At 66.0% G+C, this 14,048-nt stretch carries 16 protein-coding genes and 1 tRNA gene; 5 read left to right on the forward strand and 12 right to left on the reverse strand.

The features are described from left to right. Both ABIE58_RS17040 and ABIE58_RS17045 read right to left on the reverse strand, forming a co-directional pair. The coding region (locus ABIE58_RS17040; protein ID WP_354545909.1) for a DUF6538 domain-containing protein at window positions 1–471 on the reverse strand (471 nt) is incomplete at its 3' end. Window positions 472–618: 147 nt separating this feature from the next. Further along, window positions 619–708 (reverse strand) — tRNA-Ser (locus ABIE58_RS17045). 126 nt (window positions 709–834) lie between these two features. On the opposite strand from ABIE58_RS17045, the gene ABIE58_RS17050 reads away from it, so the two are divergent. Continuing rightward, entirely contained in the window at window positions 835–1,674 is an 840-nt protein-coding gene (locus ABIE58_RS17050) for a DUF2059 domain-containing protein (protein ID WP_354545910.1), read from the forward strand. 67 nt (window positions 1,675–1,741) lie between these two features. On the opposite strand, the gene ABIE58_RS17055 is transcribed toward ABIE58_RS17050, so the two are convergent. From ABIE58_RS17055 to ABIE58_RS17075, 5 genes are read right to left on the reverse strand one after another with little or no spacing between them, the layout of a single operon-like run. After that, window positions 1,742–2,947 (reverse strand): NnrS family protein, encoded by a 1,206-nt coding sequence (locus ABIE58_RS17055; RefSeq protein WP_354545911.1) that lies wholly within the window; start codon window positions 2,945–2,947, stop codon window positions 1,742–1,744. A 21-nt stretch (window positions 2,948–2,968) separates the two neighbouring features. Continuing rightward, complete coding sequence (gene ubiV / locus ABIE58_RS17060; protein WP_354545912.1) at window positions 2,969–3,886, reverse strand: ubiquinone anaerobic biosynthesis protein UbiV; 918 nt, start codon at window positions 3,884–3,886, stop codon at window positions 2,969–2,971. A gap of 5 nt (window positions 3,887–3,891) precedes the next feature. Continuing rightward, window positions 3,892–4,890, reverse strand: a complete 999-nt coding sequence (gene ubiU / locus ABIE58_RS17065) for a ubiquinone anaerobic biosynthesis protein UbiU (protein ID WP_354545913.1) — start codon at window positions 4,888–4,890, stop codon at window positions 3,892–3,894. Continuing rightward, complete coding sequence (gene ubiT / locus ABIE58_RS17070; RefSeq protein WP_354545914.1) at window positions 4,887–5,414, reverse strand: ubiquinone anaerobic biosynthesis accessory factor UbiT; 528 nt, start codon at window positions 5,412–5,414, stop codon at window positions 4,887–4,889. The genes ubiU and ubiT overlap by 4 nt, the downstream gene beginning before the upstream one ends. Further along, complete coding sequence (locus ABIE58_RS17075) at window positions 5,411–6,097, reverse strand: 5-formyltetrahydrofolate cyclo-ligase (RefSeq protein ID WP_354545915.1); 687 nt, start codon at window positions 6,095–6,097, stop codon at window positions 5,411–5,413. The genes ubiT and ABIE58_RS17075 overlap by 4 nt, the downstream gene beginning before the upstream one ends. Before the next feature lie 191 nt (window positions 6,098–6,288). Between ABIE58_RS17075 and ABIE58_RS17080 the strand changes: the two genes are divergently transcribed. The 3 genes from ABIE58_RS17080 (at window position 6,289) to hisH (ending at window position 8,007) form a co-directional block, all read left to right on the forward strand. Continuing rightward, window positions 6,289–6,702, forward strand: coding sequence for an RrF2 family transcriptional regulator (locus ABIE58_RS17080; protein ID WP_354545916.1), 414 nt, complete (start codon window positions 6,289–6,291; stop codon window positions 6,700–6,702). 75 nt (window positions 6,703–6,777) lie between these two features. Beyond that, window positions 6,778–7,365: an imidazoleglycerol-phosphate dehydratase HisB gene (gene hisB, locus ABIE58_RS17085; RefSeq protein ID WP_354545917.1), complete on the forward strand. Its 588-nt coding sequence runs from the start codon at window positions 6,778–6,780 to the stop codon at window positions 7,363–7,365. Window positions 7,366–7,368: 3 nt separating this feature from the next. Next, window positions 7,369–8,007 (forward strand): imidazole glycerol phosphate synthase subunit HisH, encoded by a 639-nt coding sequence (hisH, locus tag ABIE58_RS17090; RefSeq protein ID WP_354545918.1) that lies wholly within the window; start codon window positions 7,369–7,371, stop codon window positions 8,005–8,007. A 63-nt stretch (window positions 8,008–8,070) separates the two neighbouring features. On the opposite strand, the gene clpX is transcribed toward hisH, so the two are convergent. Together clpX and ABIE58_RS17100 are read right to left on the reverse strand one after the other, a co-directional pair. Further along, complete coding sequence (gene clpX / locus ABIE58_RS17095) at window positions 8,071–9,339, reverse strand: ATP-dependent Clp protease ATP-binding subunit ClpX (protein WP_354545919.1); 1,269 nt, start codon at window positions 9,337–9,339, stop codon at window positions 8,071–8,073. 148 nt (window positions 9,340–9,487) lie between these two features. Continuing rightward, on the reverse strand, window positions 9,488–10,126 hold the full coding sequence (locus ABIE58_RS17100; RefSeq protein WP_354545920.1) for an ATP-dependent Clp protease proteolytic subunit: 639 nt from the start codon (window positions 10,124–10,126) through the stop codon (window positions 9,488–9,490). Window positions 10,127–10,359: 233 nt separating this feature from the next. Between ABIE58_RS17100 and ABIE58_RS17105 the strand changes: the two genes are divergently transcribed. Continuing rightward, window positions 10,360–10,710: an ArsR/SmtB family transcription factor gene (locus tag ABIE58_RS17105; protein WP_354545921.1), complete on the forward strand. Its 351-nt coding sequence runs from the start codon at window positions 10,360–10,362 to the stop codon at window positions 10,708–10,710. 7 nt (window positions 10,711–10,717) lie between these two features. On the opposite strand, the gene ABIE58_RS17110 is transcribed toward ABIE58_RS17105, so the two are convergent. From ABIE58_RS17110 to fabF, 3 genes are all read right to left on the reverse strand, one after another. Beyond that, entirely contained in the window at window positions 10,718–11,302 is a 585-nt protein-coding gene (locus ABIE58_RS17110) for a carboxymuconolactone decarboxylase family protein (RefSeq protein ID WP_354545922.1), read from the reverse strand. 302 nt (window positions 11,303–11,604) lie between these two features. After that, window positions 11,605–12,762, reverse strand: a complete 1,158-nt coding sequence (gene mltG, locus ABIE58_RS17115; protein ID WP_354545923.1) for an endolytic transglycosylase MltG — start codon at window positions 12,760–12,762, stop codon at window positions 11,605–11,607. After that, on the reverse strand, window positions 12,762–14,021 hold the full coding sequence (fabF, locus tag ABIE58_RS17120; RefSeq protein WP_354545924.1) for a beta-ketoacyl-ACP synthase II: 1,260 nt from the start codon (window positions 14,019–14,021) through the stop codon (window positions 12,762–12,764). Before fabF ends, mltG begins: the two co-directional genes overlap by 1 nt. Window positions 14,022–14,048: the final 27 nt, after the last annotated feature.

Below are 14,048 nucleotides of genomic sequence, written 5' to 3' on the forward strand. Positions count from 1 at the left end.
GCGCATCTGTTCACTATTCTTGAAACGATTGTCATGTGCCGCCAACTCTTCGACATGCGCGACCAAGCTGGATAACCGCAACTTGGGAGCCTCAACGGCCCCCAGAACCGCAGATGCCACACTCTCATCCGGCGCACCGCCGACGCGGCGCGATGCCTCCACCCGTTGCAAGATATCCTCCAACGGTGCCTGCTTCACCTGATCGATTGCAAGAAACTGAAACCCACGGATCGAAGCCAATTGCTGCGCCGCCCGAAACCTTTCGACAGCGTCGCCATCCCGACCAGCCAGCCGGGCCTCCCAAGCTTCGATATAATAGAGCCACACGCCCGCAGATTTTTGAACCGCGACGCTGTAAGAGTCGGTCTTAAGGCTATCCCAAATGACACTTCGTTCTTCAACTGACGCAAATCGCGTCGGAACTCGCCGCTTCAGATACCACGTCTTTCCGCGCAGGACAGGTTTTGACATCCTGGCTTTCCCCATCCGATGGCATCATGGCGCATGATGTGGTGCAGAAAGGGTAGCAAAACAAGGGCGAGAGGTCAGCGTACGCTAACCATATCAATCTAAGCGTTTGATTTTAATATGTATTAAAGAATTATCCACATATTGTTGTGGCGGAGAGACAGGGATTCGAACCCTGGGTGGGGTTGCCCCCACAACGGTTTTCGAGACCGCCCCGTTCGACCACTCCGGCACCTCTCCGCGGGGTTCAGCGTGGGGTCGTGTAATCGGCTTTGGCAGGCGGGGCAAGGGGGTTTCGGGTTGTTTCCGGTGGGAAATGCCATAGACTTTCATAACGGTGCCATCCCATGAGGAGAGTTCGCGATCATGATACCGGCGGTCAATGTGGCGCGGATGCGCGCGAGGCTTGCGGATCTGGCTGTTCTTCTGCTCGTAGCGCTGGTTCTTGCAGCGCCTGCGCGGGCCGTGGAGCGCGACCGGCTCGTGGCCTTCCTCGATGTGACCGGCTTTGACGTGGCGATTGACAGCATCGCGCTCAGCGCCGCCGACGCGCCCGCCATGATCGGCATGACGCCGGCGGATTTCGGGCTGGCCTGGTCACGGATCAGCGCCGAGGTATTTGACGAGGGGGTGATGCGCGACATGGCGCTTGACATGCTCGAAGGCGCGCTTGACGCTGAGATGCTGGGCCATGCCGCGACATTCTATGCCTCCGATCTCGGCCGACGGCTGGTCGAGGTCGAGAATGCCAGCCACAGGCAGCGCGAGGACGATACCGCCGGGGCCGGGGCAGACCCCGCCGCCCTGCCGCCCGCGCGCCGCGCCGTGATCGAGCGGATGAATGCGGCTATCGACAATGGCGGCATGAGTGCGCGCGCGATCCGCGAAATCCAGGTGCGGTTCCTGCTTGCGGCCTCTGCGGCGGGGCTGACCGAGGGCGATTACGACGCCGACCTGTTGCGCCGTCTGCTGACGCAAGGGGAACAGTCCCGCGAGGAGATCAAGCAGGCCGCGCTGGCGGCGGCGGCGCAGACCTATCGCGACTTTTCCACCGAGGACTTGCGTGCCTATGCCCGCGCGCTCGAACACCCGGTGATGGCGCGGGTCTATGAGTTGATGAACGCGGTGCAGTTCGAGATCATGGCCAACCGGTTCGAGGCGCTGGCCGTCCGGCTGGGCGAGGTGCCGCCGGCAAGCGAGCTGTGAGCCGACAGCCCTGCGACGGCGGACACGTTTGGCTATCACGCGTCCCACCGGCCCCGGCAGAAGGCACTCAGCGGCGTTTGCCCGCAGGCAGGCGCAACAGGAGCGGGCCGTAGATCACGGCAAACCCGCCAAAGGCCGCGATCCAGCCAAGCCCCGCCAGCATGTGCAGCGGCCCCGACAGCGCGGGCCAGGCCCCGGCCACGACCCGCGCCAACACCGCGACGACCAGCGCCAGGTAGATCGTCACCGTGCCCGGCCCCGCCGTGAGGGCCTGCCCGGTATGGCCCAGCGTCGCCCGCGTCATCACCGCCAGCGTCATCAGCCCGATCGCGCCCGCCATCCACAGATGCTGCGCGCCCGCCATGCCAAACGTCCCCGGCACAAGGATTTCGACCGCCAGCGCCAGCGCCCCCAGCGGCACAAAGCCATAGCCCGCGTGCAGCACCGTCACCAGCGGCTCGGCCCCTGTCCGGTGCCCCGCCCAGCGCGCCAGCCGCATCACGTGCAAGCCCCCCGCCAGCGCCAGCGCCACGCCCGTGAGCACCGCGTCCGGCCCCGCAACCCAGGCCGCCAGCGCCAGCAGCAGTGCCAGCAGCGCCACCTTGTCGAACCCCTGCATCGGCGGGGTGGGCAGCGGCCCCGGCCCGCGTTTCACCAGCCAGTTGCGGGTGAACGACGGCACCACCCGCCCGCCGATCACCGCGATCATCATGACCCCTGCCCCAAGGCCCAGCCGCAGCCCAACCCCTTGCGCGGCGTAATCGCCCCGCGCCGCCTCCCAGTGGAACACCGCGTTGCCGAGGATGAGCACGCCCAACATCGCCAGCACGATCAGGTTGCGCCAGTTCCGGCCCGCGACGATCTCGCGCAGGATCACGACGGCAAAAACCACCGTAAAGGCCAGATCGACCGCCGCCACCAGCCCCGGCGGCAGGCCAGCCGAAACCGCGACCGCGATGCGCCCGGCCAGCCACAAAAGCGCCAGCCCCCCCAGCCACCAGCCGGTGATGGGCAGCCGCCCGGTCCAGTTCGGCACCGCCGTCAGCAGGAACCCCGCCACCACCGCGCCGAGATAGCCGAACAGGAATTCATGCGCGTGCCAGCTTACCGGATCAAACGCCATCGGCAGGCCCGCGTGCCCCGACAGCATCGCCAGCCACAGCCCCATCGCCAACGCGGCCCAGACCGCCGCGCCGAAAAAAAACGGGCGAAAGCCAAAGCTCAGGATCGCCGGGCCGGTCCAGGCGCGCATCTTCTCGGTGGTCGAGCTCATGATCGGTGTTCCTTCGCCCTCTCAGGCCGTCGCCGCCGCCCGCGCGATCCGGCGATAGCCGACCGTGCCATGATAGAACCCGTTGCTGAACTCCGTACCCTCGCAGAGCGCGACAAGGCGCGCGTCTCCCTCGGCCGCCGAGGACAGCCGCCCCTCCAGCATGTCGCGGAAAACCTGCGCCACCGCCACCATGTCCACCGCCTGCGGCATGAGCCGCAGATGGGTCACCCCGTCGGCCACAAGACGCGGGGTTTCGGGCAGCAAATCGACATAGCTCTCGGATTGGGTCTGGATGCCGTTCACCCGCAGGATCGGCGCATCGTCACGGGTGCGCAGCGGCATCCCGTCGGGATCGTCCTCGCAGACGAACTGGCAGTTATCCTTGGTGCGCCCATGGGCGCGGGCGTGGTAGCAACGCGCCGAGACCGCCAGCGAGGCGCGCCCGAACACCTGCACCTCGACCCCCAGCCCCAGGTCGCGCGCAGCCGTGGCGGCAATGGAAATCGCCTCTCCCGGCAATTCGGCGGGCAGGCAGACATGGGTGGCCCCCTGCCCCGCCATCCAGGCAATCGTCGCCTCGTTATAGGCGTTCATGAACGGGCCGATGCGGTGCGGGCGGGGGCCGCGCGCATAAAGCCCCGCCGCGTTGTTGATCTCGATCTCGGGCGCGTCCATCGCCGCCAGATCGGCGGTCGCCTTGCGCTCGCGCTTGAGCATCACCTCGGCGAGCGTCGAGACGATCACCGTCTTGCCCGCGCGCTCCAGCCGCGCGATGGTCTCGGGCAGGTCGGGGTCGTGAAACGGCGCGCGCTTGGAGCAGATCACCTCGCCGAGATAGACCTCGTCCACCGGGGCCTCGTCGGCGATGCGGGCATAGAAATCGCGGCGCGTCTCCGCAGACCAGTGATAGGCGATCGGCCCCAGCGTCAGTTTTGTCATTTCCGTCACCGCCATTTCTTGGTCTCGAACGCGCCCTGCGTCTGTTTCTGCCCCTCGGTCAGCGCGACCAGATCGGCCATATTGGCCTGCCGCCCGGCGCGAATGTCATCGACCGCCTGCCGGAAAGCCCGGACCACGCCGCGCACATAGCTCTTGGAGCGCTGCCGCCCCTCGATCTTGAAGGCATGAACGCCTGCCTCGATCAGTTCCGGCAGCAGCCGCGACAGGTTCAGGCTCACCGGTTCCTCGAAGGCGTAATAGCCCTCGGGCCGGTGCGGCGCGGTGTAGCGGCCCTTGCAGATCGTGGGATAGCCCGCCTTCTCCTCCGGGCCGAAACAGTCGATGGTGACCCCCGCCAGCCGCGACGACATCGAGCCATCGGCGTGGCGGGCATAGTCCACCTGCTCGGCGGGCGAGCAGACACCATCCATATTGGTGGACTGGCCGGTGAGGTAATTGGTGAGGCTGCACCGCCCCTCGACCATCAACCCGTGATTGCCAAAGATGAAGGTCTCGATCTCGCAGGGGATCTCGCCCCGGATCTGGCGGATTTCCGGGATCGTCAGGATGCGCGGCAGCACCACGCGTTTCACTCCGAAACTCTCGCAATAATAGCGGATCGCCTCGGGCGAAGAGGCAGCCGCCTGTACCGACAGGTGCAGGCGCATCTGCGGATGGCTGCGCGCGATGTAATCGGCCACCCCCATATCGGCCACGATAAAGGCATCGACCCCCAGCCGCGCCCCGGTATCGGCGGCGTGGCGCCACAGGTCCACCTTGCCCGCAGGCGGATAGGTGTTGAGCGCCAGCAGAACCTTGGTGCCGCGCGCATGGGCATAACCCACCGCCTCGGCCAGCTCGTCGGGGGTGAAATTCAGCCCCGGAAAATTGCGCGCATTGGTGGCATCCTGAAACCCGCAATAGACGGCATCGGCCCCGGCATCGACGGCGGTGCGCAGGGCAGCGGGCGTGCCCGCAGGGCAGATCAGTTCGGCAAGGCTCATGCGGTTTTCCGTTCGTAATCATGGCTATAGGCGCGCCTGAGCCGCGCAAGCACCGCCCGGCCCGGCGGGCCAAACATGGCGGCGGCCTCTTCGGCGATAGAGCCGTCAACATCATCGAGCGCGTTGCGCAGGCGCACCACCGCCTCGGTGTCGCCGCTCACCTCCAGATCGCGCGAAAAGAACGCGGCGTCGCCGTCTTCCTCGGCATCCATCAACTCCAGGAGCAGCAGGAACCGCCCCCGGATCACCGCCCCTGCCCGCAGCGCGGCATCGCGCGGCACGGCGCGAAAGATGAGCGCGTCAGGGTCGGGCCGCAGGTGCAGCGCAAAGGGCAGATCAACCGGGTCGATCAGGAAATCGGTGCTCTGATGCGGCCCGAGGCGCGCGAAAAGCGACGGATGGCGCGCCGCGATCCGGCGCACCGTGCGCGACAGAAGCGGCTGCACCACGCCACAGGCCAGACGCGCGACCACGCCGCTGCCGGGCAATCGGATCGGGGCGACGGTATCGGTGCCGATGCTCATGGCGCGGGCATCCTTTCTGCGGGCACGCCATCCTCGGTCACGATAAGATCAAGCGGGATGTCATGCGGTTGCGGGTAGATCGTGGGCAGGTTCGCGGCGGTCAGGGCAATGCCGATGGCCACCGGGCGCGGGTCGCGCGCGGCAAGCGTGCGATCAAAATACCCCCCGCCCCAGCCCAGCCGATAGCAATCGGCGCTCCAGCCAAGGCAGGGCGCCAGCGTGATGTCGGGGGCCAGTTCATCGGCCTCGGGCGGCGGCACCGGGATGTTCCAGTCGCCGCGCACCATCTTTGTTTCGGGCGTCCAACGGCGAAACACCAGCGGCGCGGCGCGCGTCTCGACCACCGGCAGGGCGATGGTCACACCGGCGCGGTGCAGCGTCTTGAGCACCGGGCGCAGGTCCGGCTCGCCCTTGATCGGCCAATAGCCCGCCAGCACCACACCCGGCCCTATGCCGCGTGCGTCGAGCGCGCGCGACAGGTGCCGCCCGATCCGCTCTGACACCTCTGCTCGCCCGGCCTGCCCCAGCGCATCGCGCATCGCAGCGAGCCGCAGCCGCTCTGCCCGGCGCCAGCGCGCCACGTCGCGTGCCTGATCGGGATCAGTGCCCAAGGGATCGAAATACGCGGGGTCCACCTCGGCGGCCATGCAGGGCGGCGAGGCATATGTGCGGCGCTCGCTCATGGCCAGAGCCCGGCGGGCCGACACCGCGCCCCTTGCCCCGCCGCGCGCCTGTTCGGCGCTGCGTTGCTGCCCTCGACGGTCATGCCCGACCCCTTCCCCTCGCGAGTCGTCCCACCGGAACGAAAACTTGTTTGGTTTATACGCTAATCCGCCTATATGCGCATTGCAAATACCAGATCGGGATCGCGACCATGCGCCTCACCTCCTTCACCGATTACGGGCTGCGCGTGCTGATGCGCCTGGCGGGTGCGCCCGGCCGCGCCTTTACCACCGCCGCGCTGGCCGCCGAATTCCGGGTGTCGCGCAACCATCTGGCCAAGGTGGTCTCGACCCTCGCTGCGGCGGGGCTTCTCGACACGCGGCGCGGTGGCGGCGGCGGCGCGATGCTGGCGGTGCGGCCCGAAGATATCCGGCTGGGCGACGTGGTGGCGATGCTGGAGGCCGATCAGGCGCTGGTGGAATGTTTCGCGACCGGCGGCGCTGCCTGCACCCTGATGCCACACTGCCGGCTCAAGACCCGGCTGGCGCAGGCCGAGGCCGCCTTTATCCGCGATCTCAACCACAGCACGCTCGCCGATTGCGTCTATCGCCCCGATCCCGCCTGAGCGGGCGCATACGTTGCCCCCTTTCGCGCAGACACGGGCCGCAGTATAGAACCCGCAGCCAACAGCGGAGGCCCCATGCGCAACGCCACCATCACCCGCAAGACCGCCGAGACCGATATCAGCGTCGAAATCACACTCGACGGCACCGGCAGCTATGACAACCGCACCGGGGTGGGCTTCTTCGATCACATGCTCGACCAATTGGCGCGCCATTCGCTCATCGACATGGCGGTATCCTGCACGGGCGATCTGCATATCGACGATCACCACACGGTCGAGGATGTCGGCATCGCGCTTGGGCAGGCGCTGGCGCAGGCGCTTGGCGACAAGCGCGGCATCCGCCGCTACGGGGCCTGCCTTCTGCCGATGGATGACGCGCTGGTGCGCGCCGCGCTCGATCTGTCGGGGCGGCCCTATCTGGTGTGGAACGTGGCTTTGCCCACCGACAAGATCGGGACGTTCGACACGGAACTGGTGCGCGAATTCTTTCAGGCATTCAGCACCCACGGTGGCATCACGCTGCATGTCGAGGCGCTGGCGGGCATCAACAGCCACCACATCGCCGAGGCCGCATTCAAGGCGGTGGCGCGCAGCCTGCGCGAGGCGGTCGAGAGCGATCCGCGCAAGGCAGACGCCATCCCCTCCACCAAGGGAAGCCTGTAACCCATGACCACCGTCATCGTCGATTACGAGAGCGGCAACCTGCACTCGGCGGAAAAGGCGTTTCAGCGCATGGCGCATGAGACCGGTTCCGGCGCGGTGATCGTCAGCAGCGATCCCGACACCATCGCCCGTGCGAGCCGCATCGTTCTGCCCGGCGACGGCGCATTCCCGGCCTGCCGCCGCGAACTTTTCGATCATCGCGGCGTTTTTGAGGCGATAGACGAGGCGGTGCGCCACCATGCCCGCCCCTTCATGGGTATCTGCATCGGGATGCAGATGCTGGCCACGCGCGGAATGGAATACGAGGAAACCCCCGGTTTCGACTGGATCGGTGGCACGGTCGAGGCGATCACCCCCGCCAATCCGGCGCTCAAGGTGCCGCATATGGGCTGGAACGATCTGGTGATCGACCGGCCCCACCCCATCTTTGACGGCATTTCAACCGGCGATCACGCCTATTTCGTGCATTCCTACCATTTCCGCGTGACCGACCCGGCGCATCTTCTGGCCCATGCCGATTACGGCGCGCCGGTGACGGCGGTGGTCGGGCGCGATACCATCGTGGGCACGCAGTTTCATCCCGAGAAAAGCCAGGCCACCGGCCTGCGCCTCATCGCCAATTTCCTGACATGGCGGCCCTGACCGGGCCGCGGCCCGCGTCACATTAAAGGGGCGGCAACGGCCCCCTGCATCCCCGGCCAGCCCCTACCCGGCGCTTGCGCCGCCCTTCTTGCTGCCCTTGGTCTCGGCATAGATGATGAGCGGCGCGGCGGCGGATGTGGCCGCCTCCTCGTTGACCACGACCTCCTCGACATTCTCGAGGCTGGGCAGGTCGAACATCGTGTCGAGCAGGATATCCTCGAGGATCGAACGCAGGCCCCGCGCGCCGGTCTTGCGGGCGATTGCGCGCTTGGCGATGGCCTTGAGCGCATCCTCGGTAAAGGTCAGTTGCGCGTTCTCAAGCTCGAACAGCCGCTGGTATTGCTTGACCAGCGCGTTCTTGGGCTGCGTGAGGATGGTGACCAGCGCGTCCTCGTCGAGATCCTCCAGCGTTGCCAGAACCGGCAGGCGACCGACGAATTCGGGGATCAGCCCGAATTTGAGCAGGTCTTCGGGCTCCAGCTCTGTCAGGATCTCGCCGATCCCGCGCTCCTGGCTGTCGCGCACATCGGCACCAAAGCCCATCGCGCTGCCCTTGCCGCGCTGCGAGATGATGCGATCCAGCCCGGCAAAGGCCCCGCCGCAGATGAACAGGATATTCGTGGTGTCCACTTGCAGGAATTCCTGCTGCGGATGCTTGCGCCCGCCCTGCGGCGGCACCGAGGCCACGGTGCCCTCCATCAGCTTCAACAGCGCCTGCTGCACCCCCTCGCCCGACACGTCGCGCGTGATCGAGGGGTTTTCCGATTTGCGGGTGATCTTGTCGACCTCGTCGATATAGACGATGCCGCGCTGCGCGCGCTCGACATTGTATTCGCTCGACTGCAACAGCTTGAGGATGATGTTTTCCACATCCTCGCCGACATATCCCGCCTCGGTGAGCGTGGTGGCATCGGCCATCGTGAAGGGCACATCGAGGATGCGCGCCAGCGTCTGCGCCAGAAGCGTCTTGCCACAGCCGGTGGGGCCTATGAGCAGGATGTTGGATTTCGACAGCTCTATATCGCTCTTGCCGGAATTGTTGAGCCGCTTGTAATGGTTGTGCACCGCCACCGACAGCACGCGCTTGGCCATCGCCTGCCCGATCACGTAATCGTCGAGCACCTTGGCGATATCATGCGGCGTCGGCACCCCGTCGGTCGCCTTGAGCCCGGCGCTCTTGGTTTCCTCGCGGATGATATCCATGCACAGTTCCACGCATTCATCGCAGATGAACACCGTCGGCCCTGCGATCAGCTTGCGCACCTCGTGCTGGCTCTTGCCGCAAAAGCTGCAATAGAGCGTGTTCTTGCTGTCGCCGGAATTGTTCGCCATGCCTCACCTTTCAGCGCCGTCTTGGCCCGGAATGCCCGGATACCTGTTGCGTCTGCGTCACTCCCGCCAGCTTAAGTCAGGGCGAAAGGCACCACAACGTCAAATTGGCGACCGCCCGAACACGGGCGATCACCGCTTGGTCACCGCCTCACTTGGCGTCGCCCTCGTCACCGGGCTTGACCCGAGTGGTCACGATCTCGTCGATATGGCCCCAGTCCTTGGCTTCCTCGGGCGTCATCCACTTGTCGCGGTCGAGCGCCTGCTGCACCGTCTCGTAATCCTGGCCGGTGTGGCGCATGTAAAGCTGGTAGAACCGTTCGCGCGTCTGCTCGATATGGCGCGACTGGATCAGGATATCGGCGGCCGTGCCCTGGCTGCCGCCCGAGGGTTGGTGCACCAGGAATTCCGAATTGGGCAGCGAGAAGCGCAGCCCCTTTTCGCCGCCCAATGCGATCACCGATCCCATCGAGGCCGCCAGACCGCAGACCAGCGTCGAGATCTTCGGCTTCACGTATTGCATCGTGTCATAGATGCTCATCCCCGCGATCACCGACCCGCCGGGAGAGTTGATATACATCGAGATTTCCTTGGACGGGTTTTCCGCCTCGAGGTGCAGAAGCTGTGCCACGATCAGGCTCGACATGCCGTCATGGACGGGGCCGTTGACGAAGATGATCCGCTCCTTCAGCAGGCGCGAGAAAATATCATAGGCGCGTTCGCCCCGGCTGGTCTGTTCCACGACCATGGGCACGAGGGTGTTCATATACGTGTCAATAGGGTCTTTCATCCTGTCCCGCCTGCTGTTGCGGCCCGCGCAATCGCGCCGGGCCAAGTGGTTTCGCCGACCATAGCCGACGGCGTGCTAACGGAGTCTTAGTAGCGCGCCCCACCCCCTGCAAGGGCGCGCGCGCGATTCGGTGCATCTTGACCGCGAGGGCGGTGGCCCGCGCGCTCACAGGTTTGGCAATTGCCGCGCGTGCGCAACCGGCCTAGATTACGATGAGGAATGCGCGAGGCACCATGCTTATCACCGAACGCGACCACGCCGACATGGCGCAGATGCATCAAAACGCCACCGAGGCGGCGGAGTTTCTGCGCGCGCTTGGCCATGACGGGCGGCTGATGATCCTGTGCCATCTTGTGACCGGCGAGAAATCGGTATCGGAGCTTGAGGCGCTGCTGGGTGCGCGGCAGGCGGCTGTCTCGCAACAGCTTGCCCGCCTGCGCCACGAGGGGCTTGTGCGTGCGCGCCGCGACGGCAAAGCCATCTTCTACAGCCTTGCCGACGCACGGGCAGAGCGGCTTCTTGGCCTGCTCTACGAGATGTTCTGTGCCCCCGATCCGCAGGGCGACCGGGGGCACAAGGGCTGATCGCGGCTCAGGCCGCCGCGACGGTTTTATCCACCGCGAAGGGGGCGAATGCATCATCCACATCGGTGTGCCCAACGTGGTTGGCATAGTTCGAGATCGTCTTGACCGCGAGCGCGAGGATGATTTCGAGGATATGGATGTCGCCATAGCCTGCGGATTTGAACGCCTCGGCCTCTGATTTGGTCGGCAGGCCGCGCGTGTCCCACATATGGTGGGTAAAGCGGCGCAGCGCCTCGAGCTTGTCATCGTCAAGCGGGCGGTCATCGCGCAGCGCCTGCGTATTGGCCTCGCTCAGTTTCGACACTTTCACCGCCAGCATCGAATGCGCCGCCGTGCAGTAATCGCAGCCATTGGCGCGCGAGATGGTCAGGAACACCACCTCCTGTTCCGGCGCGGTGAAATTGGCCTGCTCGCGGAAATGCGCATAGCCGTGCAGATAGGTGCTCAGAAGCCCCGGATTGATCGCCATGCCGCGATACATGTTCGGCACGAAGCCGAGCTTGGCGCGCGCACCGTCCAGCATTTCCTTGGCTGTGCCTTCGGCGGCATCGTCGCTTACGGGGGCAAGTTCGAGTTTGTATTCAGCGGTCATGAGACTCTCCTGTGATTGCGGTTGAACCATAGCTAATAAGCGACGGGTGGGGATGTAACCACCGCGCCGATCACCAGATTGTGAGGCCGGTTTTCTGGCGCAGGCCGCCCTGTGCGCCATCGCGCGAAGATACCGGAATGGCGCGGAAATATGCGCTATCGGATGGATATGGTGCAAGGGCGAAGCCCGCCGCGCGATCGTCATGCCAAAGGCATGCCTCCGGCAGGACGCCGTCCCGCGGCCCAGCGACCGCGCGGCTCATCGCTTGGGGTCAATGCCCGCTTTCAGTCTTGACCGCCCCCCTAATTCCCCGTGCGCCCGGCCTCGATCTCGCGCCAGCGGGCGACGTTGCGGTTATGCTCGGCCAGCGTTTCGGCAAAGGCGTGCCCGCCGCTGCCATCGGCCACGAAATAGACGAAATCGGTGCTGTCGGGATCAACCGCCGCCATGATGCTGGCGCGGCCGGGATTGGCGATGGGCGTGGGCGGCAAGCCGTCGATCACATAGGTGTTCCACGGCGTCTCGCCGCGCAGCTCGCTTTGCCGCAACCCCCGCCCCAACACGCCGCGCCCCTCGGTCACGCCATAGATCACCGTCGGGTCGGTCTGAAGCCGCATCCCCCGCCGCAACCGGTTGACGAAAACGCTCGCCACCTGTCGGCGCTCCTCGGGCACGCCGGTCTCCTTCTCGATGATCGACGCAAGGATCAGCGCCTCTTGCGGGGTCTCGAGCGGCAGGCCCTCGGCGCGTGCCTCCCATGCGGCGGCAAGGATCGCCTCCTGCGCCGCGCTCATCCGCGCGATCACATCCGTGCGGGTGTCACCCTCGCGGATCTCGTAGCTGTCGGGCGCAAGGCTGCCCTCGGGGGGCACCTCACCCACCTCGCCGGTCAGGACATCGACCGATTTCAGCCCCTCCACCACCTGCCAGCTTGTAATCCCCTCGGCAAAGGCAAGGCGGTAGCGGGTATCGGCGCGCGCGCGCATGGTCTCGAACACCGCCGGGCGCGGGGCGTCACTGGCGGGATCAAAGCGCGCGGCCTCGACAAAGCGCGCGGTGGCGGGATCAAGCTCGCGCACCACCGCCTCGGTGGCATTGACCCCGATGCGCCAGACCACCTCGGTGCCGCAGGTCGATGCCCCGCCACGGGTCACGATATCGGTGATCTCGGCCATGCTCGCCCCCTCCGGGATAAGCCAGCTTCCGGCCTTGAGATCATCCTCGCGGCCCGCGTAATCGGCCCCGATGCGAAAGATCGCGGCGCTCGACACCGCGCCCTCGGCCTCGAGATCGCGCGACACGCCGCGCATGGTGGTGCCGGGGGCCACCCGCAGGCAGACCGGCTCTGCCAGCGGGCCCGAGGCAGTGTATTGCCCCTGCCCCCACAGGATGACACCGCCCAGAAGAAAGATCGCCACCACCAGCAGCGTCAGCATGTTCGAGACGATGTGCCGCCACATCAGCGCGGTTTCCCCACCACCAGCGCGGCATTGGTGCCGCCAAAGCCGAAACTGTTGGAGAGCGCCACGTCGATCTTGCGCGCGCGCTTGGCGTTGGGGGCAAGGTCGAGCGGCGTTTCCACCTCCGGTCGATCAAGGTTGATGGTGGGCGGGGCCACCTGGTCGCGCACCGCGAGGATCGAAAAGATCGCCTCGATCGCCCCTGCCGCGCCCAGAAGGTGCCCGGTCGAGGATTTCGTGGAACTCATCGTGACGCGGCCCGCCGCCTCGCCCAGAAGCCGCTCGACGGCCCTGAGCTCGATCGTGTCGGCCATGGTCGAAGTGCCATGCGCGTTGACGTAATCCACCGCCCCCGGCTCCAGCCCGGCATTGCGCAGCGCCGCGCGCATCGCGCGCAACCCGCCATCGCCATCCTCGGCGGGCGCGGTGATGTGATAGGCATCCCCCGACAGGCCATAGCCAAGGATCTCGGCATAGATCTTCGCACCGCGCGCCTTGGCATGTTCATACTCTTCGACCACCACGACGCCCGCGCCCTCGCCCATCACGAAACCGTCGCGATCCACGTCATAGGGGCGGCTTGCACCCTTGGGATCGTCGGCGCGCTTGGTCGAGAGCGCCTTGCAGGCGTTGAACCCGGCGATCCCGATCTCGCAGATCGACGCCTCGGCCCCGCCCGCCACCATCACATCGGCATCGCCAAACATGATGAGCCGCGCCGCATCGCCAATGGCGTGCGCCCCGGTCGCGCAGGCCGTCACGACCGAATGGTTCGGCCCCCGGAAGCCGTAGCGAATGCTCACCTGTCCGGCGATCAGGTTGATGAGCGCGCCGGGAATGAAGAACGGCGAGACCCGCCGCACGCCCTTGTCGCGGATGATGTTGGTGGTCTCCTCGATCGAGCGCAGCCCGCCAATGCCCGACCCCATGATGACGCCGGTGCGCTCGAGGCTTTCGGCATCCTTCGGGGTCCAGCCCGCATCCTCCACCGCCTGTTGAGCGGCGGCCATGCCAAAGAGGATGAAATGATCGACCTTGCGCCGCTCCTTTGGCTCCATGTAGCGGTCGGGATCGAAGGTGCCGCCGCTGCCATCGCCATAGGGCACCTCGCAGGCATATTTGGTCAGCACGTTCACCGGGTCGAACCGGGTGATCGTGCCCGCGCCCGATTGCCCGGCCAGAAGACGGCTCCAGGTTTCCTCGACCCCATCGGCAAGCGGGGTCACAAGCCCCAGCCCCGTGACAACGACACGCCGCATGATGCTGCCCTTTCGGTTTCTTACATT

The sequence above is a fragment of the Roseovarius sp. MBR-78 genome (assembly GCF_040547535.1).
In the GTDB taxonomy this organism is placed as follows: domain Bacteria; phylum Pseudomonadota; class Alphaproteobacteria; order Rhodobacterales; family Rhodobacteraceae; genus Roseovarius.